At 69.9% G+C, this 21,785-nt stretch carries 19 protein-coding genes; 3 read left to right on the top strand and 16 right to left on the bottom strand.

The features are described 5' to 3' along the window. Positions 1–17 precede the first annotated feature (17 nt). Positions 18–2,234, bottom strand: a complete 2,217-nt coding sequence (locus ACIQLK_RS11830; protein ID WP_400364994.1) for an NADP-dependent isocitrate dehydrogenase — start codon at positions 2,232–2,234, stop codon at positions 18–20. Between the two features lie 114 nt (positions 2,235–2,348). Between ACIQLK_RS11830 and ACIQLK_RS11825 the strand changes: the two genes are divergently transcribed. Genes ACIQLK_RS11825 through ACIQLK_RS11815 form a run of 3 tightly spaced genes read left to right on the top strand, consistent with a single transcriptional unit; the run spans position 2,349 to position 6,753 of the window. Then, positions 2,349–3,317, top strand: a complete 969-nt coding sequence (locus tag ACIQLK_RS11825) for an acetylxylan esterase (RefSeq protein WP_400364993.1) — start codon at positions 2,349–2,351, stop codon at positions 3,315–3,317. Then, the gene (locus tag ACIQLK_RS11820) at positions 3,317–5,833 is read left to right on the top strand and encodes a glycosyl hydrolase 2 galactose-binding domain-containing protein (RefSeq protein ID WP_400365570.1); all 2,517 of its coding nucleotides are present in this window, start codon (positions 3,317–3,319) and stop codon (positions 5,831–5,833) included. Before ACIQLK_RS11825 ends, ACIQLK_RS11820 begins: the two co-directional genes overlap by 1 nt. Next, positions 5,830–6,753: an N-acetylglucosamine kinase gene (locus tag ACIQLK_RS11815; protein WP_400364992.1), complete on the top strand. Its 924-nt coding sequence runs from the start codon at positions 5,830–5,832 to the stop codon at positions 6,751–6,753. The genes ACIQLK_RS11820 and ACIQLK_RS11815 overlap by 4 nt, the downstream gene beginning before the upstream one ends. Positions 6,754–7,880: 1,127 nt before the next feature. Here ACIQLK_RS11815 and ACIQLK_RS11810 read toward each other — a convergent pair. From ACIQLK_RS11810 to ACIQLK_RS11740, 15 genes are all read right to left on the bottom strand, one after another. Continuing rightward, the gene (locus tag ACIQLK_RS11810; RefSeq protein ID WP_400364991.1) at positions 7,881–9,692 is read right to left on the bottom strand and encodes an ABC transporter ATP-binding protein; all 1,812 of its coding nucleotides are present in this window, start codon (positions 9,690–9,692) and stop codon (positions 7,881–7,883) included. Next, on the bottom strand, positions 9,689–11,509 hold the full coding sequence (locus tag ACIQLK_RS11805; RefSeq protein ID WP_400364990.1) for an ABC transporter ATP-binding protein: 1,821 nt from the start codon (positions 11,507–11,509) through the stop codon (positions 9,689–9,691). Before ACIQLK_RS11805 ends, ACIQLK_RS11810 begins: the two co-directional genes overlap by 4 nt. A gap of 311 nt (positions 11,510–11,820) precedes the next feature. Beyond that, on the bottom strand, positions 11,821–12,312 hold the full coding sequence (locus ACIQLK_RS11800; RefSeq protein ID WP_400364989.1) for a methylated-DNA--[protein]-cysteine S-methyltransferase: 492 nt from the start codon (positions 12,310–12,312) through the stop codon (positions 11,821–11,823). Continuing rightward, positions 12,309–13,811 (bottom strand): DNA-3-methyladenine glycosylase 2 family protein, encoded by a 1,503-nt coding sequence (locus ACIQLK_RS11795; protein WP_400364988.1) that lies wholly within the window; start codon positions 13,809–13,811, stop codon positions 12,309–12,311. The genes ACIQLK_RS11800 and ACIQLK_RS11795 overlap by 4 nt, the downstream gene beginning before the upstream one ends. Before the next feature lie 63 nt (positions 13,812–13,874). Next, positions 13,875–14,534, bottom strand: coding sequence for a hypothetical protein (locus ACIQLK_RS11790; RefSeq protein ID WP_400364987.1), 660 nt, complete (start codon positions 14,532–14,534; stop codon positions 13,875–13,877). Beyond that, a complete protein-coding gene (locus tag ACIQLK_RS11785) occupies positions 14,531–15,334 on the bottom strand; it encodes a hypothetical protein (RefSeq protein WP_400364986.1) in 804 nt (267 codons plus the stop codon). Before ACIQLK_RS11785 ends, ACIQLK_RS11790 begins: the two co-directional genes overlap by 4 nt. Further along, entirely contained in the window at positions 15,331–16,002 is a 672-nt protein-coding gene (locus ACIQLK_RS11780; RefSeq protein ID WP_400364985.1) for a hypothetical protein, read from the bottom strand. The genes ACIQLK_RS11785 and ACIQLK_RS11780 overlap by 4 nt, the downstream gene beginning before the upstream one ends. Further along, a complete protein-coding gene (locus ACIQLK_RS11775) occupies positions 15,999–17,210 on the bottom strand; it encodes a hypothetical protein (protein ID WP_400364984.1) in 1,212 nt (403 codons plus the stop codon). Before ACIQLK_RS11775 ends, ACIQLK_RS11780 begins: the two co-directional genes overlap by 4 nt. A 14-nt stretch (positions 17,211–17,224) precedes the next feature. Then, a complete protein-coding gene (locus tag ACIQLK_RS11770; RefSeq protein ID WP_400364983.1) occupies positions 17,225–17,563 on the bottom strand; it encodes a hypothetical protein in 339 nt (112 codons plus the stop codon). 151 nt (positions 17,564–17,714) lie between these two features. Then, the gene (locus ACIQLK_RS11765; RefSeq protein ID WP_400364982.1) at positions 17,715–18,554 is read right to left on the bottom strand and encodes a hypothetical protein; all 840 of its coding nucleotides are present in this window, start codon (positions 18,552–18,554) and stop codon (positions 17,715–17,717) included. Then, a complete protein-coding gene (locus tag ACIQLK_RS11760) occupies positions 18,551–19,168 on the bottom strand; it encodes a hypothetical protein (protein WP_400364981.1) in 618 nt (205 codons plus the stop codon). The genes ACIQLK_RS11765 and ACIQLK_RS11760 overlap by 4 nt, the downstream gene beginning before the upstream one ends. Beyond that, a complete protein-coding gene (locus ACIQLK_RS11755; RefSeq protein ID WP_400364980.1) occupies positions 19,152–19,721 on the bottom strand; it encodes a hypothetical protein in 570 nt (189 codons plus the stop codon). Before ACIQLK_RS11755 ends, ACIQLK_RS11760 begins: the two co-directional genes overlap by 17 nt. Next, positions 19,721–20,983, bottom strand: a complete 1,263-nt coding sequence (locus ACIQLK_RS11750) for a hypothetical protein (protein ID WP_400364979.1) — start codon at positions 20,981–20,983, stop codon at positions 19,721–19,723. The genes ACIQLK_RS11755 and ACIQLK_RS11750 overlap by 1 nt, the downstream gene beginning before the upstream one ends. A gap of 2 nt (positions 20,984–20,985) precedes the next feature. After that, on the bottom strand, positions 20,986–21,309 hold the full coding sequence (locus ACIQLK_RS11745; RefSeq protein WP_400364978.1) for a hypothetical protein: 324 nt from the start codon (positions 21,307–21,309) through the stop codon (positions 20,986–20,988). Positions 21,310–21,417: 108 nt separating this feature from the next. After that, positions 21,418–21,705: a WXG100 family type VII secretion target gene (locus tag ACIQLK_RS11740; protein ID WP_083199385.1), complete on the bottom strand. Its 288-nt coding sequence runs from the start codon at positions 21,703–21,705 to the stop codon at positions 21,418–21,420. Positions 21,706–21,785 lie beyond the last annotated feature (80 nt).

The following is a 21,785-nucleotide window of genomic DNA, read 5'->3' as shown; positions in this document are numbered from 1 at the left end:
GGCATCCGTGCGTCGGATCAGAGTCCGTCGATGATGCCGTTCAGCGTGGCCGACGGGCGCATGACCTTCTCGACCAGTGCCGGGTCGGGACGGTAGTAGCCGCCGATCTCGGCAGGCGAGCCCTGCACCGCGACCAGCTCGGCGACGATCGTCTCCTCGTTCGAGGTGAGCGCCTCGGCGACGGGGGCGAACGCCGCCGCCAGCTCGGCGTCGGTGCTCTGACGGGCGAGCTCCTGCGCCCAGTACGTCGCCAGGTAGAAGTGGCTGCCGCGGTTGTCGATGGTGCCGAGAGCACGGCCCGGGGACTTGTTCTCCTCGAGGAACGTGCCGGTGGCGGCGTCCAGCGTGTCGGCGAGGACCTTGGCGTGCGCGTTGCCGGTGTAGTCCGCGAGGTGCTCGAAGGATGCCGCCAGCGCGAAGAACTCGCCGAGCGAGTCCCAGCGGAGGTAGTTCTCCTCGACGAGCTGCTGCACGTGCTTCGGAGCCGAGCCGCCCGCACCGGTCTCGAACAGCCCGCCGCCGGCGAGCAGCGGCACGATCGAGAGCATCTTGGCGCTCGTGCCGACCTCGAGGATCGGGAACAGGTCGGTCAGGTAGTCGCGGAGCACGTTGCCGGTGACCGAGATGGTGTCCTCGCCGCGGCGGATGCGCTCGAGCGAGTACCGGGTCGCCTCGGCGGGAGCGAGGATCTCGATGGTGAGGCCCTCGGTGTCGTGATCGGCGAGGTAGGTCTTCACCTTCGCGATGAGGTTCGCGTCGTGGGCGCGGTTCTCGTCGAGCCAGAACACGGCCGGGTCGCCGGTCGCGCGGGCACGGGTCACGGCGAGCTTCACCCAATCGCGGATCGCGACGTCCTTCGTCTGGGTCGCGCGCCAGATGTCACCGGGCTGGACGGCGTGCGAGAGCAGCACCTCGCCCGCGGACGTCACGACCTCGACGGTGCCTGCGGCCGAGATCTCGAACGTCTTGTCGTGCGAGCCGTACTCCTCGGCGGCCTGCGCCATGAGGCCGACGTTGGGGACGGAGCCGATCGTGGCCGGGTCCAGCGGACCGTTCGCGATCACGTCGTCGATCGTCGCCTGGTACACGCCTGCGTAGGAGGAGTCCGGGATCACGGCGATGGTGTCTGCCTCGCCGCCGTCGGCGCCCCAGAGCTTGCCGCCGTTGCGGATCAGCGCGGGCATCGAGGCGTCGACGATCACGTCGGAGGGGACGTGCAGGTTCGTGATGCCCTTGTCCGAGTTGACGTAGGACAGGCGCGGGCCCGCGGCGATCGCTGCGTCGAACGCCGCGCGGATCTCGTCGCCGCCCTCGACGCGGCCGAGACCCGCGAGGATCGCGCCCAGACCGTCGTTGGGGGTGAGACCCGCGGCGGCGAGCGTGTCGCCGAAGCGCGAGAACACGTCGGCGAAGAAGGCGCGGACGACGTGGCCGAAGATGATCGGGTCGCTGACCTTCATCATGGTTGCCTTGAGGTGCACCGAGTAGAGCACGTCCTCCGCCTGCGCCTGCGCGACGGTGTCGGCGAGGAATGCGTCGAGCGCGGTCGCCGAGAGGAACGTCGCGTCGACGACCTCACCGGCGAGGACCTTCAGACCGGACTTCAGTTCCGTCGCGGTACCGTCTTCGCCCGTGAAGCGGATCGACAGGACGTCGTCGCCCTCGAGGACCGTCGAGGTCTCGTTGGATTTGAAGTCGTCGTGGCCGAGGGTCGCGACGCGGGTCTTGCTGCCGTCGGCGAACGCCTTGTTGCGGTGCGGGTGCTTGCGGGCGTAGTTCTTCACCGAGAGAGGAGCGCGACGGTCGCTGTTGCCCTCGCGCAGGACGGGGTTGACCGCCGATCCCTTGACGCGGTCGTAGCGGGCGCGGACGTCCTTCTCGGCGGCATCCTTCGGCTCGTCCGGGTAGTTCGGGACGTCGTAGCCTGCGGCCTGCAGCTCGGCGATCGCGGCCTTGAGCTGCGGGATGGATGCCGAGATGTTCGGCAGCTTGATGATGTTGGCCTCGGGCCGGGTCGCGAGGGCCCCGAGCTCGGCGAGCGCGTCGCCGACCTGCTGCTCGGCGGTGAGCTTCTCGGGGAAGAGGGCGAGGATGCGGCCGGCGAGCGAGATGTCGCGCGTGTCGATGCGGACGCCCGCCTTGCCTGCGAAGGCCTCGACGATCGGCAGGAAGGACGCCGTCGCCAGCGCGGGGGCCTCGTCGGTGTAGGTGTAGATGATGGTGGAATCAGGCACGTGTCGTCTCCAGGAAAAGGGCGTCGCGGATGCCCCTCAGCGTATCGCACCACCTCGGTTTCTCTCGATGTCGAGATATCTCCGGCGGTGACCCCCGACCGCTAGTGTGAGCCAATGCCGCGCTTCGATCTGCCTCTGCCCGACCTCCGCGACTACCGCCCCGAGATCCGCGTCCCGGCGGACTTCGACGACTTCTGGACGAGCACCATCGCCGGTGCGCGAGAGGCCGGCGGCGCCCCCGCCGCCACCCCCGTCGAGACCCCTCTCCGCGGCATCGACGCGTTCGACGTGACCTTCCCCGGCTTCGCGGGCGACCCCGTGAAGGGATGGCTGCTGCTCCCGGCTCAGCGCGAGGGCGCGTTGCCGGCCGTCGTCGAGTTCAACGGATACGGCGGCGGTCGCGGGCTCCCGTTCGAGCGCCTCGGGTGGGCGGCATCCGGGTACGCGCACTTCTTCATGGACACCCGCGGGCAGGGAAGCGCCTGGGGCTCCGGCGGCGCGACCCCCGATCCGCACGGCGCCGGTCCCGCGTTCCCGGGATTCATGACTCGTGGCATCGACGACCCCGAGACCTACTACTACCGACGCGTCTTCACCGACGCGGTGCGGGCGATCGACGCGGTGCGCTCCCTTCCCGAGGTGGATGCCGCCCGCGTCGCCGTCTCCGGCGGGAGTCAGGGCGGCGGCATCGCGATCGCCGCCGCAGCCCTCAGCGACGACCTCGTCGCGGCGATGCCCGACGTGCCGTTCCTCTGCCACTTCGAGCGCGCCGTGGGCATGACGGGGCGCGACCCCTACGAGGAGGTCGCCCGCTACCTCGCCGTCCACCGGGGTGCCGAGGAACGGGTCTTCGAGACCCTCTCGTACTTCGACGGGGTGAGCTTCGCGGCGCGGGCGAAGGCGGCATCCCTCTTCTCCGTCGCACTGCTCGACCCGATCTGCCCGCCATCGACCGTCTTCGCGGCGTTCAACGCGTGGGCGGGAGCGGACAAGGAGATCGAGGTCTTCCCGTTCAACGAGCACGAGGGCGGTCAGGCGCACCAGTGGCTGCGACAGGCCGAGTTCCTGGCGGCGCGGGTCTGATCGTGCGCCTCTCACGACGCGCGCTCGACAGCGCCTGGACCGTCCGCGCCACCGCGGGACCGTTCCCCGATTCCCTCGGGGGGCTCACCGTCCCCGCCACCGTGCCGGGCAGCATCCACGTCGACCTCCTCGAGGAAGGTCTGATCCCCGACCCCTTCCACGGTGACAACGAGTCGCTGCTCGCATGGATCGGCCTCGTGGACTGGACGTACCGGACCACCTTCGCGTGGACACCCGACGGCAACGATCGGCATGATCTCGTCTTCGAGGGGCTCGACACGGTGGCGACCATCCGCCTCAACGGCGAGGTCATCGGCGAGGTCGCCAATCAGCACCGCTCCTACCGGTACGACGTGGGCGCGCTCCTGCGGGACGGCGACAACGACCTCGAGGTGGCCTTCCGCGCGCCCGTCCCGTACGCGAACCGGGCGAGCCTCGATCTCGGAGCGCGACCCCGACCCTACCCCCTGCCGTACGAGGCGATCCGCAAGTCCGCCTGCAGCTTCGGTTGGGACTGGGGCATCGCGACCTACACGAGCGGCATCTGGAAGCCCGTCCACCTCGACTCCTGGTCGACGACGCGCCTCGCGCAGGCGCGTGTGGTCGCGACGCCGCACGGTGACGGTGGACGGGTCGGCGTCGACGTCGTCCTGGAAGGGACGGGTGCCGGTGCTCACTCCGACGCCGTCCGCGTGTCCGTGCGGGGGCCGGGTGCCGAGGGCAGCGCCGTGGCGACGATCGAGGGCGGGGAGGGCCGCGTCGAGGTCGAGCTGCCCCAGGTCGAGCGCTGGTGGCCGGTCGGCTACGGGGATCAGCCGCTCTACACGGTCGAGGTCGTGCTGGAACACGACGGCGCCGCCATCGACGCCACCTCGCGTCGCGTCGGGTTCCGGACGGTGCGATGGAACACCGAACCGGATGCCGCCGGCACCCCGTACGAGCTTCACGTCAACGAGCGTCCGGTCTTCGTGAAGGGGGTCAACTGGATCCCCGATGACGCCCTCCCCGTTCGTGTCGACCGCGGCCGTTACGAACGCCGCCTGCGGCAGGCCGTCGAGGCGAACGTCAACCTGGTGCGTGTCTGGGGCGGCGGCTTGTACGAGTCCGACGACTTCTACGAGCTCGCCGACGAGATGGGCCTGCTCGTCTGGCAGGACTTCCTCTTCGCCTGCGCGGCATATCCCGAGGAGGAACCGCTGCGCTCCGAGATCGAGGCCGAGGCGCGCGAGAACATCGTGCGGCTCGCCTCGCACGCCTCCCTCGTCCAGCTCGTCGGCAACAACGAGAACCTCTGGGGCTTCGAGGAGTGGGGCTGGAAGCTGAGCCTCGACGGCAAGAGCTGGGGTGCGACGTACTACTACGAGCTTCTCCCCGCACTCGTCGCGGAGCTCGCTCCCCACGTGCCGTATGCGCCGGGCAGTCCCTTCAGCCCGGAGACGGGATGGGATGCCGCGTCCGGCCGACAGACCGGCCCGCACCCGAACGACGAGACGCGCGGCAGCGTCCACCTCTGGGCGCAGTGGAACTTCCGCGACTGGTCGACCTACCGCGAGCACACGCCGCGCTTCGTTGCCGAGTTCGGGTGGCAAGCGCCGCCTGCCTGGACGACGCTGACCGGCTCGGTGGACGACGATCCGCTCACCCCGGAGTCGCCGGGCATGATCGTCCACCAGAAGGCGATCGACGGCAACAAGAAGCTGACGAGCGGGCTGCTCCCCCATTTCCGTGTCCCCGCGGACATGGAGACCTGGCACTGGGCGATGCAGCTGAACCAGGCCCTCGCCGTGGGAGCCGCACTCGATCACTTCCGGTCGTGGGCGCCGCACACGATGGGCGCGATCGTGTGGCAGCTCAACGACTGCTGGCCCGTGACGTCGTGGGCCGCGATCGATGGCGCAGAACGGGTGAAGCCGCTGTATCACGCACTGAAGCGGGCCTTCGCACCACGCGTTCTGACCGTGCAGCCGCGCGGCGCGGGCCTCGCCGCCGTCCTCGGCAACGACACCGACGAGGCGTGGCGCGCCGCGGTGCACCTGCGGCGGATGACGTTCGGCGGCGACGTGCTCGCCGAGACGACCACCGACGTGACGGTCGACCCGCGCAGCACGCTCACAGTCCCGGTGGGCGCCGCTCTCACGGCGGCGACCGATGCCGCCGGTGAGGTCCTCGTCGTCGACGCCGGCAGTGAGCGCGGGGTCTGGTACTTCGCTGAACCGCGCGACTCGGCGCTCGGCGACCCCGGACTCTCCGTCTCGACGCGGGCCGTCGTCGGCGGGACCGAAGTGAGCATCACCGCGGCCGGGTTCGCCCGCGACGTGAGCCTGCTCGCCGACAAGGCGCATCCGTCGGCCCAGCCCGAGGACGGTCTGCTGACGCTCCTCCCGGGCGAGACGGTACGCATCCTCGTGCAGCACCCCGACGACGTCCGGCTCGAGGCCGATGCGCTGGCCGACCCCCGGGTGCTCCGGTCCGCGAATCACCTGGTGGTCGGCTCCGGCACGGGAGACGCACGATGACCGGGGCCACCGTTCTCGCGATCGACGCCGGCCAGAGCGGCATGAAGGTACGGATCGAGACCGGTGAGCGTCGCGAGCAGTTCGGGTTCGGCGGCATCCACACCGGCATCGAACTGCTGCCGCAGCTGGCGCAGGTCGTCCACGAGGCGACGGCTCGTTCGGGGGTCGCGCCCGACCTCGTCACGGCGGGTGTGTCCGGGCTCACCGATCGCGAAGCCGATGCCGGGGCCCTGCTGGACCTGATCCGGCGCGACGGCGTGCAGGGCGTGGTCCTCGCCCACGACTCGACGACGTCGTTCCTCGGGGCTCTCGGCGATCGGCCCGGCGTCGTGGTGGCCTCGGGAACCGGCGTCGTCACGCTCGGCGTGGGTCGGGCGACGACCGCCCGGGTCGACGGCTGGGGCTGGATCATGGGAGACGCCGGGAGCGGATACTGGATCGGCCGCGAGGCCCTGGACGCCGTCATGCGCGCATTCGACGGCCGCGGTCCCGCGACGACGCTGACGGATGTCGCCCGCGGGCTCTGGCCCGACCTCACCCAGGCCTACATGGAGCTGCAGGCGAATCACGATCGGGTGCGCGTCGTGGCGTCGATGGCGCGCGAGGTCGCCGCCGCCGCGGAGGCTGGAGACGCGGTCGCGCTCGACATCTGCGCCCGCGCGGCCGATGAGCTGGCGCACAGCGTGCGGACGGCCGCGTCGGCGGTGCGGACCGACGAGATGAACCTGCCCGTCTGTGCGATCGGCGGTGTCTTCTCCTCCGCACCGCTACGGGCGGCGTTCACGCGGGCGCTCGACGCGGACGCGCATCTCACGCTCGTCGACCCTGCAGGCGTCGGCATCGACGGCGCCGTCGCGCTCGCGCGGCTCGACCCGCGGCATCCGCTCGGTGCCGTCGTGCACCGCGCCGGCACGGTCTGACCCCGGCGGTTGCCCGGGCTGACGCGCTCGGATTCGGAGATCCGGCTCGGATCCGGACTGCCAGGCGTCTGCGCATCCGGATCCGGGCGCGCGATCCGAATCCGTCCCCGAGGGCCGGCGTGTGCTGCGCCCCTGCACAGATGACGCGGCGTGGAGGCCGTCCCCCGGTCGGGGCGTGGACGACGGGCGGATGCCGGCGGACAGCAGGCTCGTCACATGGACTACGGCGCCTGGGTCGAGCAGCGCGGCGGGATCGTGCATCGGACGGTGATCCTGGCCGCCGGCGGGACGCCCCGCGGACCGCAACGAGCCTGTGCCACCGGCGAGCTCCAGCGACTCCGCCGCTACTGGGTCACGACGGCATCAGCCCCGGGCGACCTCCGCGCCGCGGCGTCCGCGACGGCGAAGGTGGCGTGTCTTTCAGCAGCGCGTCGTCGCGGATGGTGGATGCCTCCCACCGCCGACGACCGGCTCCACCTGCACGTCCTTCCCCATGCCGAGCGACCTCGCACGGACCACGTGATTCATTGGACTCGTCCCCTCGTGCCCGTCGGCAGAACCGCTCTGATCGAGTCCGTGCACGACTCACTCGATCACATCGCGGTGTGCGCAGAGGCGGAGACGGCCGCCGTGCTCTGGGAATCGGCCTGTCGCATCGAGCGCCTCACACCGGCCGATCTGACGCGCGTGCGATGGCGGTCGGCATCCGCCCGAGAGCTCTGCGAAAAGATCACGGGACTGCACGACTCGGGCTTGGAGACGATCTTCGCGGTGAGGATGCGAAATGCCGGCGTCGCGGTGCGGTTCCAGCAGGTCGTCGCCGGGCACCCGGTCGACGCGCTGATCGGTGAGCGCTTGGTGGTGCTTCACGTACGCCGAGGTGCTGCACCGCTGGCACGAGGTAGAGCGCGCGATCGCGCGCGCCGTCGCTCAGGGTGCGCATCTGGATTGCTGAGCGGGCCGCGGCGTCCCGCGCTCGGATTCGGAGATCCGCCTCGGATTCGGACCGTCAGGCGTTCGAGCATCCGAATCCGGGCGCGCGATCCGAATCCGGCGCATGTCCGCGAACGACGGATGCCGGGGCCCCGACATCGGGCCCCGGCATCCGTCAGCGGGTCAGCGCCGGCTCAGACGAGCGACTCCCGCCAGGCGCGGTGCAGCTGGGCGAACTTGCCCGTGCCCGCGATGAGCGCGTCGGGGGTGTCGTCCTCGATGATGCGGCCGTGCTCCATCACGAGCACCCGGTCGGCGATCGCCACCGTCGACAGGCGGTGCGCGATGATGATCGCCGTGCGGTCGGCGAGCAGGGTGCCGAGGGCCTCCTGGATCTGCCGCTCGCTCGGGATGTCGAGCGACGCCGTCGCCTCGTCGAGGATCAGCACCGCCGGGTCGGCCAGGAAGGCGCGTGCGAACGAGATCAGCTGACGCTGACCCGCCGACACGCGACCGCCGCGCTTGTTCACGTCGGTGTTGTAGCCGTCCGGCAGCTTCTCGATGAAGCCGTCTGCGCCCACCGCCCGTGCCGCCGCACGGATCTCATCCATCGTCGCGTCGGGCTTGCCGAGCGCGATGTTGTCGGCAACGGTCCCGCTGAACAGGTAGGCCTCCTGCGTGACCATGACGATCGCGCGGCGCAGGTCCTTGGGGTGCAGCTCCCGCAGGTCGACGCCGTCGAGCGTCACCGCCCCCTTCGTCGGGTCGTAGAACCGCGCGACCAACTTGGCGAGCGTCGACTTGCCGGCACCCGTCGTCCCGACGAGGGCGATCGTCTGCCCGGCGGGGATGTCGAGCTGGAAGTGCGGCAGGATCGTCTTCGTCTCGGAGTACCCGAAGGTGACGTCCTCGAAGCGAAGGTGCCCGCTGGCCTCGCGCAGGTCGACGGGCCGCACCGGGTCGGGGACGGTCGGGGACTCCTCGAGGACGCCCGACACCTTCTCGAGCGCAGCCGTGGCGGACTGGTAGGAGTTCAGGAAGAACGCCACCTCCTGCATCGGCGCGAAGAAGTTCCGCACGTACAGGACCGCCGAGAGCAGGAAGCCGAGCTCGAGCGCTCCGCTCACCACGCGCAGACCGCCCCAGAGCAGGACCGCCGCAAGGGCGAAGGATGCCAGGGCCATCATCGCGGGCTCGAAGGTGCCGAACAGGCGGATGGAGCGCATGTTGATGTCGCGGTAGTCGCTCGCCAGGCCACCGAACTCGCGGTCGTTCGCCGGCTCCTTGCGGAACGCCTTCACGGCGCGGACGCCCGTCATCGTCTCGACGAACTTCACGATGACCTTGGCGCTCACGACGCGCGACTCGCGGTAGACGACCTGCGAGCGCAGATAGAACCAGCGCATGAGGAAGAACAGCGGGACCCCCATGAAGGCGAGCACGAGGCCGGACTGCCAATCGAGGAGGATCAACGCGACGAGGGTGAACCCGCCGTAGAGCAGCCCCGAGACGAGCTCGTTCAGGCCGCCGTCGAGCAGCTCGCGGATCGTGTCGAGGTCGCTCGTCTGACGCGAGATGATGCGCCCCGACGTGTAGGACTCATGGAACTCGAGGCTCAGCTTCTGCGTGTGCAGGAAGATCCGCTTGCGCAGGTCCAGCATGACCGCCTGCGTCAGCCGCGCCACGACCACGGCGTACCAGCCGATCAGGGCGGCGCCGCCGATCGCGGTGATCAGGAAGATGATGACGACGACGATCGTCGGCATCCAGTCGGCTTCCTTCTGGACCGCCGGCAGCGCGTTCGCGATGCCCCAGCCGACGAGGGCGGGGCCGGCGACGCGGAGGACGGTCGAGATGATCAGCACGATCCCCGCGAGGACGAGCTGCATCTTCAGCGGCGTGACGAGCGACCCGAGCAGTCGCAGCGAGCGACGCCGGATCTGCCGGCTCTCCTCGCGGGTGTAATCGGAGCGGTCTTCGCCGCTGGTGCCCGTGACGGTGCTCACAGGGACACCTCCCTCTCGTGCTGACGTTCCTGCTCGTCCTCGAGACTCGAGATGACGTGCCGGTAGTGCTCACTGGTGCGCAGGAGCTCGGAGTGCGTGCCGACGGCGGTGACGCGGCCCTCTTCGAGGAGCGCCACCCGGTCGGCGAGCGTGACCGTGGACGGCCGGTGCGCGACGACGAGCGCCGTCGTCTCGGCCAGCACCACGCGGAGGGCGTCTTCGACGAGCGCTTCGGTGTCGACGTCGAGCGCCGACAGCGGGTCGTCGAGGACGAGCACGGCGGGACGGGCGGCGACGGCTCGTGCGAGCGCGAGGCGCTGACGCTGACCACCCGAGAGACTGAGCCCCTCTTCGCCGATGACCGTGTCGACGCCGTCAGGCAGGTCGTCGACGAACGCGGCCTGCGCGACCTGCAGCGCTTCGCGGAGGACGCGCTCACCCTCGGCGCTCTGCGGATCGAGATCCTCGCGGCCGAGCAGGACGTTCTCGCGCACGGTCTGCGAGAAGAGCGTCGCATCCTCGAACGCCATGCCGACGTGGCGGCGGAGCTCCGTCAGCGGCAGGTCGCGGACGTCCACGCCGTCGAGCAGTACGCGGCCGCCGGTCACGTCGTAGAGGCGTCCGGGCAGTGTCGTCAGCGTCGTCTTGCCCGAGCCGGTGAGTCCCACGAGAGCCATGGTCTCGCCGGGACGCAGCGCCAGGTCGATGCCGTCGAGCAGGTCGCGCTCGGTGGCCGCGGCATCCTGATACCGGAACCGCGCCCCCTCGAAGACGAGCTCGCCGCGGGGTTCCGCGATCGAGACGGGGTTCTCGGGGTCGACGATCGTGTTCTGCTCGTCGAAGACCTCGAAGATGCGGTCCGTCGCCGTCCGCGCATCGACGAGGAACGAGAACAGGAACCCGATCGACTCGACCGGCCAGCGGAGGATCGTCGCCATCGCGAAGAACGCGATGAGGGCGGCCGTGTCGATCTCGCCGACCGAGACGAGGTAGATGCCCGCGCCCAGGCACAGCGCGAAGGCGATGTCGGGAAGCAGCACGAGCCAGAACCAGATCCAGCCGACGGCCTTGGCCTTGCTGATCTCGGTCTCGCGCAGCGTCTCGGCCTGGCGCGTGAACTTGCGCAGCGCGTGGCTGCCGCGACCGAACGCCTTGAGGACGCGGATGCCGTGGACCGATTCCTCGACGGCCGTCGCCAGGTCGCCGGCCTGGTCCTGGCTCTGCCGCGACAGCATGCCGTACCGGTTCTCGAACACGAAGCCCGCGATCCACAGCGGCGCCGAGACGACGACGAAGATCGTGCCGAGCAGCCAGTGCCAGCTGAAGAGGATGACGGAGCCGACCACGATCGTGATCATGTTCACGACGAGCAGGACGACGCCGAAGGCCATCCAGCGTCGGATCAGGCCGATGTCCTGCATCATGCGGCTGAGCAGCTGCCCCGACTGCCAGCGGTCGTGGAAGGCGACCGGCAGGCGCTGAAGGCGACCGTAGAAGTCGGTGCGCAGCTCGTATTCGACGGCGGTGGCGGGGGCGAGCACGAACCAGCGGCGGGCCCAGACCATGAGCGCCTCGAGCAGGCCGAGCAGCAGCACCGCGCCGCCGCCGAGGGCGATCAGCCACGGGTTGCCCGACGCGATGGGGCCGTTCGTGCCGACGATCTGCTCGAGGACGAGCGGGATGGACAGACCCAGCAGGCTCGCGATGAGCGCGCTGAGAGCGCCGAGCCCGAGACGCGGGAGCACGGGCTTCGCGAAGGGGATCAGGCGCGCGAGGGAGCGGGCGGTGGACAGACGGGGATGCGTCGAGGAGGTCATGATCCTGCAGAGGTGAGGAGCGGATGCCGGGCGGCGAGGAGCGCAGCGTGGCGCGGACGATCTGGGTCGCGGGGACCCGTCGAGGGTGAACGAAGAGGGGCGCGCGAAGCTTCCGCGCGGGTCAGGTCTTCGGTGTCATCCCCGACGGACGGGGCGTCCGGCGACGAGGAAGGCGGCGGACTTCGTGTAGACGATCTCCGGGGACATGGCTTCCTCCTTGATGGGGCCGGACGAGGCGCCCGCATCGCGCGGGAGCCCTCCAGGATATCCCTGGGGATTCGCTGTAAGCAAGCGTTTACCCGAGATCCGTGTCAGATCGTCGCCTCGCGCTCCAGCAGTCTCCGCTTGACGTCGAGCCCCCACGCGAACCCGCCCAGGGCTCCCCCGGTGCGCAGGACGCGATGGCACGGCACGAACAGAGCGGGGGCGTTCCGCGCGCAGATGGATGCCGCGGCTCGGACCGCAGCCGGCGACCCGAGGTGCACCGCGAACTCGGCGTAGGTGAGGGGCCGACCCGCCGGGATGCGGCGGAGCGCAGCCCAGCCGGCGGCCTGCATGGCCGTCCCGACCTGGGTCACGGGCACGAGGTCGATCGCCGTGAGGTCGCCGTCGTAGTAGGCGGCGACGGCATCTGCGGCGCGAACTCGACCCGGTGCGACGCTCGCCGGCTGATGATCCGGCCGCAGCCTGGCCAGGATCGCGTCGGCATCGGCGGTCCATCCTGACGCGAGGACGCGACCGTCCTCCTCGAGGATCGTGAAAGCGCCGTCGGCGGTGTCGAGGGTCTGCAGGACCGCGCTCATCGGTCGTCCTTCCGGAGTGAGGGATCGGGGCTGGGCACGCGCCAGGCCTGCGTGACCGGGGCGGCGTACCAGAGGTGCGCCATGAGGTAGCTCCGCCACGGCGCGACCCGTGTCGACCACGCGGTGAGCCCCGCGGCATCGGAGGGGATGCCGGCCGCCGCGGCTCCCGCTCGCGCGGCGACGTCACCGGGAAGCAGGACATCGGGGTCGCCCAGAACCCGCATCCTCACGTAGTCCGCGGTCCAGGGGCCGATTCCGGGGAGTGCCAGCAGCCTCTCGCGCTGCTCGACGGTGTCGTCTCCTGGACTCAGGCGCAGGGAGCCGTCGGCGAGCGCGGTCGCCGCGTTCACGATGGCGCGGATGCGTGCGCCCGGCCCGCGGAGCACCTCTCCCCCGCGCTCGGCGATGGCGGCGGGCGTCGGAAAGAGGAACGAGGGCCCGGAGGGCGAGTCGACGGGTTCGCCGAGCGCGGCGGCCAATCGGCCCATGACCGTCCGCGCCGACGCGACGCTGATCTGCTGCCCGATCATCGCCCGGATGAGCATCTCGTCGGCGTCCATCGCTGCGGGCAGTCTCACGCCGGGGATGCGGGTGACGAGTCCCCTCAGTTCGGGATGCGTCGACAGCGCCGCATCGATGGCCGCCGGGTCGGCATCGAGATCGAACAGGCGACGGACCCGTGAGAGGAGCGGGGCGAGGTCGCGGAGCGAGGTCAGCTCCGCGCGCAGGCGCAGCCGGCCCGCGGCATCCTGTCTCACCTCGAACCAGGCGGGACCGCCGTCCAGACGGATCGTGCGCGCGAAGGATGTCGCATCGCCGGTCTCGACGCCCGGGATGGCGTGCGCGCGCATCCACCCGAACAGCCCCACCTCGTCGAACGGCTCGCGGACGGGGAGGACGAGGTCGAGGCGCCCCGGCGTCGCCGACGTGCCGCGGCGACGTGCTCGCAGCTCCGTCGGCGGGAGGGCGAAGACCTCGGTCACCGTGTCGTTGAATTGACGGAGGCTGCCGAATCCCGCCGCGAAGGCGACATCGGGCATGGGCAGGTCGGTGTCGACGAGGAGAGTGCGCGCCGTGTGCGCACGGTGCGCACGTGCGAGGGCGAGGGGCCCGGCGCCGAGTTCGGCGGTCAGCAGACGGGTGAGATGGCGGTCCGAGTACCCGAGTCGTCCGGCCAACCCGGGGACCCCCTCGCGGTCGACCACGCCGTCCGCGATGAGTCGCATCGCTCGCCCCGCGACGTCGCCGCGAAGATTCCACTGCGGAGACCCGGGTGTCGCTTCCGGCAGGCACCGCTTGCACGCCCGGAAGCCGGCCTCGTGCGCAGCGGCGCTCGTCGGGAAGAAGCTCACATTGGCGGCCTTCGGCGTCCGCGCCGGGCAGCTCGGGCGACAGTAGATCCCGGTCGAGTGCACAGCGGTGACGAACTGACCGTCGAAGCGGGCGTCGCGCGCATCGATCGCGCGGTACCGCTCGTCGAAGGTCATCGCGATCGTCATGACCTCAGCCTGGCACGCCCTCCCGACACGGTCTCGCGGAAATCGGACACGGCAGCGGAAGGGTCACACCCCGACAGGCGCCCGCTGCCATTCGAGCGAGGACACGCACAGGTCGAGAAGGGCCTTCATCACAACGTTCGGACGGTCGTCGACCGGCGCGTCGTCGGGTCGGATGACCGCCGCCGTCAGCTGGAGAGCCCGCCGACGTCCCGTGCCGGGGATCGGGGTGAGGTAGACGATCTGAGTGACCCGCACGGTCGCATCCTCGAAAGTCTGCCGGGTCTCCCGTTCCACCCGCAGGAAGCGCTTGTCCTCGAGCAGCGGCGTGGCGCCCTCCTCTCGGATGAGCGTCTGGACGAGTCCGTCCAGGGTGTCCCCCGGGGTCATCGGGGTGCGCACGGACGCGACGAGCGACGCGGGAAGGGCGAGTGCTTCGTCGTTCCCCGCCTCCGGCGCGAAGAAGGCGATGACCGAGGCGTCGGCCATCCGCGCGAAGGCGTCGGTCAGGAGCGGCCGGATCTGCGCGTAGAGGTCGGGCCGGTGCGCATCGCGCAGCCGCGTGCGCACCTGCGCGTCGAGCGATTCGCGTTCGGCGTCGGTGGCTTCGCGCCTGGCCCACCCGGTGGGGAGGGCGAGGGTGAACTCGGGGTCGGGCGCCGCTCCGAGCTGAGCTCGCACACTGATGCGAGGGCCGCGGCCGTCGGAGGTGGGGGTGTCGGTCATCGTCGCACCTTCTTCGTCTTGTGGTCGAGCAGGTACAGCGCCCCCAGCTCGGAGGCGATGGCATCGCGGAATGTCGTGTCGTCGATCTGTCCACGGGAGTGCAGGATCCCCAGGGCACCGTCACGATCGGCGCGGATCGCGTCGCGCTCCGCGGTCGCCAGTCGCGAGATCGTCTCGCGGACCTCGTCGAGGCCTCCCGGATCCGACGCCGTCGGCGGCTCGTATCGGGCGCGGAAACGGGCGAGGATCGCGATCGTGGCGATCAGTGAGACCGCGACGGACACCACGACCGGGGGGTACCACTGCCCCCACGCCGAGAAATCGTCCGTGTGCGCCGTGTTCGGCACGGACATGAGACCGAAGGCAGAGAACACGAGGCCGACGACGAAGACAGCGGCGATCACCGGCTCCCAGCGCGCCCGCTGAGACACCCAGAGGCCGACCGTCACGACCTGTGCCGCAGCGGCGACCGCGTAGAGGACGGAGGCGATGGGAACCGACCGCTCGGCGGGGATACGCCAGAAGTCGAACCGGTCGCCGCCGAGGACGGCGATCGCAGCGATCGGAGCCAGCGCCGCGAGAACCACGAAGACGGCGGTGACCCACGAGCCGACGCGTCGTACGTCGGCCGGCACCTTTCCGGCAGAGCTCTTCGCCTCGGTCGCACCGGTCGCTCCGAACGATCGGAAGATCTCCGGATGCCGCTGGAACGCCACCGTCTCGAGGCGACCGAAGCTCACGCTCATCGTCGTGGGGTGGGAGTGCGCCCACTCCACCGCACTGTCCTCGTAGATCGTCATCCAGGCAGCACGCTTCCCGACCAATCGTCGTCGATGTCGGCGGCCGGCAGCCCTTCGGGCACGACGGCGCGGACGGTGTGCCCCTCGGGATCGACGAACTCGAGCGTGTGGACGAAGGCGTGGAACTGACCGACCAGCACGGAGAACAACTGCGCCACCGTCGGCTCGAATCGAACCACGACCATCGTGCGGTCGCTGAGGAAGGTCATCTCGAGGCCGAGCAGCGTCGTACCCGACTCGGGGTCATCCAGTCCGATGACGGTGGCGACGCCGGCGCCGAGGCCTTCGGCGACGTAGCGCCTCCCCTCGACGAGCCCGGCGGGCAGCACCTCGGGGCGCTCACCGAAGAACACGCTCACCTGCGCGATCACCGGGGCCGGGAGAGGCCAGATCTGGAACGCGAGCGCCGCTCCTTCGGGACGCGCGTCCACGCCCGCCTGAAGCAGCTCCGGCACCGCATCCCGCCATCGCTCGTCCCAGTGCTCCCCCCACGCTTCGCGGATCTCGTCCACGCGGCCGGTGACCCAATCGTCCGGGGCGTCGACAGCTGCCGGGATCGCGAGCCATCCGGGGACCTCGCTGTGGCCGGTGATGCGCCACGAACCCGCGCCCCAGCCCTCCGGCATCCGCTCGTTCTCGTCGACGGCGGCGATCATCGCATCGGTCACAGGAGAGCCCCCACCCACGGAAACATCTTGCTCGGCTTCTGGTCCGCGTTACCCGTCCAGGTGACGATGTTGTCGACGGCCTTCCAGCTGCCCGAGATCGTCGTGTACGCGAACTCCCAGCTGGCAGCCGCCTTCTGCCACCCCACGTTGTCACCGATCGCTGCAGCGAGCTCCGTGAACTTCGTCGTGTTCTTGCCGAACATGAACCGCGTCATGATGTCGCCGAGGATGGTCGGGTTCTCCTGCGCCCAGGTGTTTCCGAGCCCCTTGAGGAAGCCGATCGCCCCGCCGCCCGAGGTCCGGGCGACAGTGGAGATGTTCGCGAGCTGGCCGGATGCCGCCGACCACGACGAGGGCCGGAAGGCGGTGAACGTCTCACCGGCGAACGTCAGGAGTCCGGGCTTGCCCTTGAACAGCAGACCCACCTTGCCGAAGGGGATGATGCCCACGGCCGCGATGATGAGCTTGTCCATCCCCGCGTCGTCGCGCAGCACTTGGTACGCGGTGAGGAGGAGGGTGGCGATGCCGACGATCGCGCCGATGAGCGCGAACAGGGGACCGCCGATGATGATCCCCGCGATGGCGACGATGATGGCGACGACGCTGAGCACCTGGAGGACGACCTCGACGACGCCGTCGACGTTGTCCCAGAATCCGTCCTCGATCGACCCGTCCAGGACGTCGCCGATGCCGTCGACGGCCGCGTCGAACGCGTTCTCCCACGTGTCGACGTGGCCGTCGAACGTGCGCGCCTCGGAGAGGAACTCGTCGTAGAGCTGACGCTTCCTCTCGTCGTCTTCGGCATCCTGCTCCTGCATCTCCTCGGTCAGAGCCGGGAAGAGGCGCTCCCCAGTCTGGCCGGGTGCGGAGTGGTAGCGCTGCCAGGCATCCTCGCAGGCGTCGACCGCCGCCCGGATGAGCGGCTGCGCATCAGCGACCGCGTTGCCGTAGTGGACGAGCACGGGACCCGTCGGCTGATACATCTCCCCCGCGCGACGGAGCTCCTCGTACGTGTCGCCCACGATCTCGCGGATCTTGTCGATCGCCTTTCCCCGCTGCTCGCCGCCGTCGTCGGCGAGCTGCTGGAGCACGTTGGCGCTGGCGATCATCTGGTTGCCGATCGACCCGATCCGCTGGCCACGACGCGTGATGGTCTCCGCGTCGCCCTCGAGGGTCTCGATCGTCCGGCCTGCCGGTGAGTGTTCCATCTTCGCTCTCTTCCTCAGGCCGGGCTCGGCCGCGTCGCGTCGGTCGTCCCCGACGCATCGATGTCCATCTGAGAGGCCGTTTCGGCGTCCCAGTCCGAGAAACCGTCGAGCACTCCTTGGACGTGCTCCTGGATCTTCGTCACGTCGCGGATGAGGTCTCTGCGGCGGTCATCCCACCGGGACTCGAAGTCGCTCACCTTGTTCGAGAGAGCGTTCTTCCCGTAGGGATGCCCGATCGCACCCGTCAGCTCGTCGGCGAGGTCGCCGGCATCTTCGAGCTCGCCGACGATGTTCCTCAACTGGGTGCTCGTCCGCTCCAGCGTCGAGAAATTTATCCACACCGCATCCGTCACGATTTCCCCCCTCAGGCGTGTCCGGGATCAGTCCCGGTTGATGTCTGAGATCACGCTACCGACGCCCGGCATCCCGGGCGATGGTGAGAACTTCCCTCTTGACAGAGCGCGACGGGGTGGTCGGTTGCCGCCCGGCGCGAGTGCGCCCGGATCATCCGCGTCGGATCAGCTCGTCGACCGTGCGCGCGTCGACGTGTCCTCCGTACGCGGCCCACGCCACGTACGCGAAGGGACCGAGCCGTTCGGCCTGCGTCCGGACGGCGTCGTCGACCGAGGCGCCGTCGCGCGCCATCACCGCAGACCATGCACGGCGCTCGTCCGTGCCGTACGCGAAGCGACTCGCGGCTCGATCGGCGGACACGGCGACGTCGCGCGCGGCGTCGTCCGGGCGGTCGGCACGACGGTCGGTCGGTCCGGCGGGCGCGCTGATGACGCGCACCGCCAGCGCCACCGACGCCACCAGGACCGCGGCTGCGGCGGCCCACCACAGCACATAGGCGGGAGCGCCCGCCGCCCCCATGAGGATGTCGCGTCGCAGGAGCGCGAACACCGCACCGGCGATCGCCGCGACAGCAGCGATGATGGCGCAGGCAAGGGCTGTCGCGTTCCGACGCATCGCGGACGGCACGGTCACGAACGCCAGCGCGAGGAGCACCGCCGCGCCGACGACCATGGCGGGGACCGCGACGGCCATGGCCAGGGCCGGATCCTGGTTGCCCTCGTTGCGCGGCGGCAGGAGCACCGTGGCACCGGCGAACGACGCCGCGACACCCGCGACGAGGGCGATCCACCGGCCGGTGGGTCGGGGAGCCGCGTCACCCGCTCGGGGACCGGGCGACGCCGTCTGCACTCTCGTCCGCTTGTTCGCCACCCCCGCGACCTGACTCGACCAGGCCGCGCGCTCTCCCTCCGGCACGCGCCGGACCGCCAAGGCCACAACCGACCTGATGTCGTCGGCGTCCCCGGCCAGAACGACCTCGCGGACGATCATGAGGCGGTGTCCGCCGGCGTGACCCAGCTGACGGTCGAGGCGATCGCGGCGAAAGCGGCGCTGCTCGCCACAACGGCATCCGAGTCCTCGGACGCGCCCTCCTCGATCATGACCGTCCCCGTCAGGAGGAGTCCCTTCTTGCGGTCCGTGTCGGGAACCGGGAGAAGGTAGTTCGATTGGATCTGCTCGACGCCGGCCTCAGTGCCCGGTTTGCGAGAGCGCCAGGTGACGATCCGCCCGCTGTCATCGAGCATCTGCGCGCCCTCACGGAAGCGCTGCGCGACCCACGCGTCGAGCGGCAGCCCGTTCTGACCGGAGATCACCGAGACGATGAGCGAGACGGGCGCGCTCCCCCGCTCAGCGGATGCCGGGGGCAGGATGACGTAATCCGCACCGGCCCGAGCGAGATCACGCATGCTGCGCCGCAGGATGCTGGCGAAGGCGCCGTCGAGGTCCGGGCGGCCGGCGCGCCGGAAGACGTCGCCGGCTCGTTCCTCGAACGACGCCGCCGTGTCCTCCGAGATCGGATGCGACGTCCACCCCTCCGGCAGCAGCAGACGGAAGGCGGGTTCGACGCTCGGGGCGCCGAGGATCTCGTCACGCAGACTGGCCAAGGGGCGATCCTTCCGTGGCGGCGGTGTCGACGAGCGCTACCCGCGCGGTGAGTTCCGTGAACAGCGGGAGTCCGGCGCCGAGATGGTTCAGGCTCGGGCTCGCGACGATCGACTCGATCAGATGACCGTCGACCAACCGCTGCAGTTGGAGGATGCCGAGCACCCCGCCCTCGGGAAGCTGCTGCACCGTGCTGATGATGCGGGCCCGCGAGGCATCCACCTCCCCGAAAGGGAGCACTTGACGCGGGATCGACGCGGGGGCCTCGTCGAAGAGGTCATCGAGCGATGCAAGATCCGTCGGGGCTGCGTAGACCGACACGATGGCGCGGCCGGGAAGCCCATCGGGGCAGAAGAGCAGGTTCGCGACGGCATCCTCGTCTGCCAGCTCAGCGAAGCCCCGCAGGTCGTCGGCAACCGTCTGCGGATCGTCCTCGCGCTCCGGCTCGATCAGCAACTCGGAGGTCGACCGCGTCACCCACTGCTCGATCTCGTTCGTGGCCGGGATGGCCAGGAACCAGCGATCGTCGAGGGTCACCTCCACCGCGGTGGGCATCACCAGCCGCCGGTCGCGCGGTCGTAGACGAATCCGGCACCGGCTTTGCCGAGGTTGTCGACGACGTCGAGGACGCCGTTTCCGCCCGCGAGCATGTCCTGCATGATGTTGCCGTTCGTCGCGTTGCTGAGGAACTGGTTCAGGTTCGAGGTCGCCTTGTTCGAGAGGCCGGATGCCGCCTCCGAAACGGTCCGCTGCATGGCTCCCTCCCCACCGAAGAGCAACCGCTGACCGATGGACGGCCCGTCGAGGCCGCGGAAGAAGTTTCGCATCACCCGGGTCCCGTTGGCGTTGACGACGGTACCGGCCGCGTCGTGGAACACCTGGCCGGTGCGGCCGCTGGAGAGGAGGGTCGTGAGACGCGACCCGTTCCGCCAACCCGCCCCGACCATGTCGCCGCCCATGTCGACGAGTCCGCGGCCGAGCGCGCCGAGCCGACCCATACCGCTGGCGGCGCGAACGGCACCGAAGGCGGAGAAGGCTTTACCGAACGGGAAGACGCCGATCGCAGCGAAGGCGATGTCGACCCAGGTGCCGCGGCCGCCCGCGACCTTGAGACAGGTCACCGCAAGCGCCGCGAGTCCGACGAGAGCCGCGGCGAGGATGAAAGGTCCGCCGATGATGCAGGCGGCGATCGCCAGCACGATGCCGGCGTACGACAGGATGTCGCCGAGCACCTCGAGGGCGGGGAGAGCGTTGTCGAGCCAGCTGTCCTCGACGCCGTCGTCGTTGGCATCCTTCACACCGTTGCGGGCGTCCTCGTACGCACCCCACCACGTGTCGTACACGCCTTCGTACTGACGCGCGAGGGACTCCCACTCGCCACGGGCGCCGTCGACGTCGCCTTGGGTCGTGCGGTCGTCGGTCTGCCCCTCCTCCGGCTCGGGCAGCTGCGAGTCTTCGGCGAACTGGCCGCGAGCGCTCTCGTACTCCTGCCACTTCTGCTCGAGGTCGGGCATGAGCCGGCGCAGGTCGGTCTGCACGCCGTCGAGGGCGCGCCCGTACCGCAGGATGGCGGTACCGCTGGGGCGGTATCGTTCGCCGGCGGTCCGGAGGTCGCCGGTCATGTCACCGACCTTGTCCTTGATGGCGTCGAGGCTCTTGCCGCGGCACGTCGCGCCCAGGTTGATCGTGTCGAGCAGGTTCGCGGCAGCGATCATCTCGTCGCCGAGTGTCTCGATGTCGATTCCGCGACGCTCGATCTCGTACGCGTCTCCGGTGATCTCGAGGATCTCGTAATTCTTCGAAGGTGTGCGGTCCATGGTCACTCCTCGACCTGGGGGGTCCGAGTGGTGTTGTCGAGGCTCGCGGCCGCCTCGGAATCGAAGTCCGCCCAGGACTTGCCGACCGTGGCAACCTGCTCCTGCACCGAGATGACGCTGTCGCGGAGCGTGTCGCGCTTGTCGTTCCACGCGCTCTCGAACCGGTCGATCTCGTCCCGGAGACCGCTCTCGCCATGCGGGGTGCCGATCCAGCCCTCGAGCTGGTTGGCATTGCGACCGGCGTGCTCGAACTCGTCCGCGATGTTGCGCAGCGCCTTGTCGAGCGACTCGAGGTCACTCATCGGGATGTCGATGTCTCTACCCATGGGATTCCTTCATCATGAGAAACAGCGGGATCTGGTTGCGGGTCGAGCCCGCGGGAATCGCAACGAGTGGGCACCGAAGCGGTGCCCACTCGTTGCGATGAAGACGGTTCAGCCGCCGGCGAGCTGCTGGTCGAGGTCCTGGATCGCCCGCATCATGCCGAGCAGAGCCTCGGACATGTCGTTGATGCCGTCGGTCGCGGTCTTCAGACCGGTCGTGAGCTCCCCGTAGCCCTCACCGAACTTGCCCGACGCGTGCTGCGTCTTGAAGTCCTCACCCAGCAGGGTGTCGACCTGCGACTTCAGCGAGTCCAACTGGCCCTGAATGTCATCACGAGCCTGCGACAGCGACGACGCCACCTGCTCCATCTCTGCATAAGACGCACCGAAATCGGCCATCGTCCACACCTCCACGAATCTGAGAAACCGACCCACCCCGGGCCGACACCAAGAGTCAACCAAACACCAAGCGATTGACC

Source organism: Microbacterium sp. NPDC091382 (assembly GCF_044757025.1).
Lineage (GTDB): Bacteria > Actinomycetota > Actinomycetes > Actinomycetales > Microbacteriaceae > Microbacterium.
This window is presented reverse-complemented; position numbering and strand designations above follow the sequence as displayed.

Coding starts and splice junctions, on each gene's coding strand:
- ACIQLK_RS11750 (WP_400364979.1), bottom strand. CDS start 20,983: ATGGACCGCACACCTTCGAAGAATTACGAGATCCTCGAGATCACCGGA.
- ACIQLK_RS11755 (WP_400364980.1), bottom strand. CDS start 19,721: ATGCCCACCGCGGTGGAGGTGACCCTCGACGATCGCTGGTTCCTGGCC.
- ACIQLK_RS11825 (WP_400364993.1), top strand. CDS start 2,349: ATGCCGCGCTTCGATCTGCCTCTGCCCGACCTCCGCGACTACCGCCCC.
- ACIQLK_RS11805 (WP_400364990.1), bottom strand. CDS start 11,509: ATGACCTCCTCGACGCATCCCCGTCTGTCCACCGCCCGCTCCCTCGCG.
- ACIQLK_RS11765 (WP_400364982.1), bottom strand. CDS start 18,554: ATGATCGTCCGCGAGGTCGTTCTGGCCGGGGACGCCGACGACATCAGG.
- ACIQLK_RS11745 (WP_400364978.1), bottom strand. CDS start 21,309: ATGGGTAGAGACATCGACATCCCGATGAGTGACCTCGAGTCGCTCGAC.
- ACIQLK_RS11800 (WP_400364989.1), bottom strand. CDS start 12,312: ATGAGCGCGGTCCTGCAGACCCTCGACACCGCCGACGGCGCTTTCACG.
- ACIQLK_RS11785 (WP_400364986.1), bottom strand. CDS start 15,334: ATGACGATCTACGAGGACAGTGCGGTGGAGTGGGCGCACTCCCACCCC.
- ACIQLK_RS11790 (WP_400364987.1), bottom strand. CDS start 14,534: ATGACCGACACCCCCACCTCCGACGGCCGCGGCCCTCGCATCAGTGTG.
- ACIQLK_RS11815 (WP_400364992.1), top strand. CDS start 5,830: ATGACCGGGGCCACCGTTCTCGCGATCGACGCCGGCCAGAGCGGCATG.
- ACIQLK_RS11740 (WP_083199385.1), bottom strand. CDS start 21,705: ATGGCCGATTTCGGTGCGTCTTATGCAGAGATGGAGCAGGTGGCGTCG.
- ACIQLK_RS11775 (WP_400364984.1), bottom strand. CDS start 17,210: ATGGAACACTCACCGGCAGGCCGGACGATCGAGACCCTCGAGGGCGAC.
- ACIQLK_RS11795 (WP_400364988.1), bottom strand. CDS start 13,811: ATGACGATCGCGATGACCTTCGACGAGCGGTACCGCGCGATCGATGCG.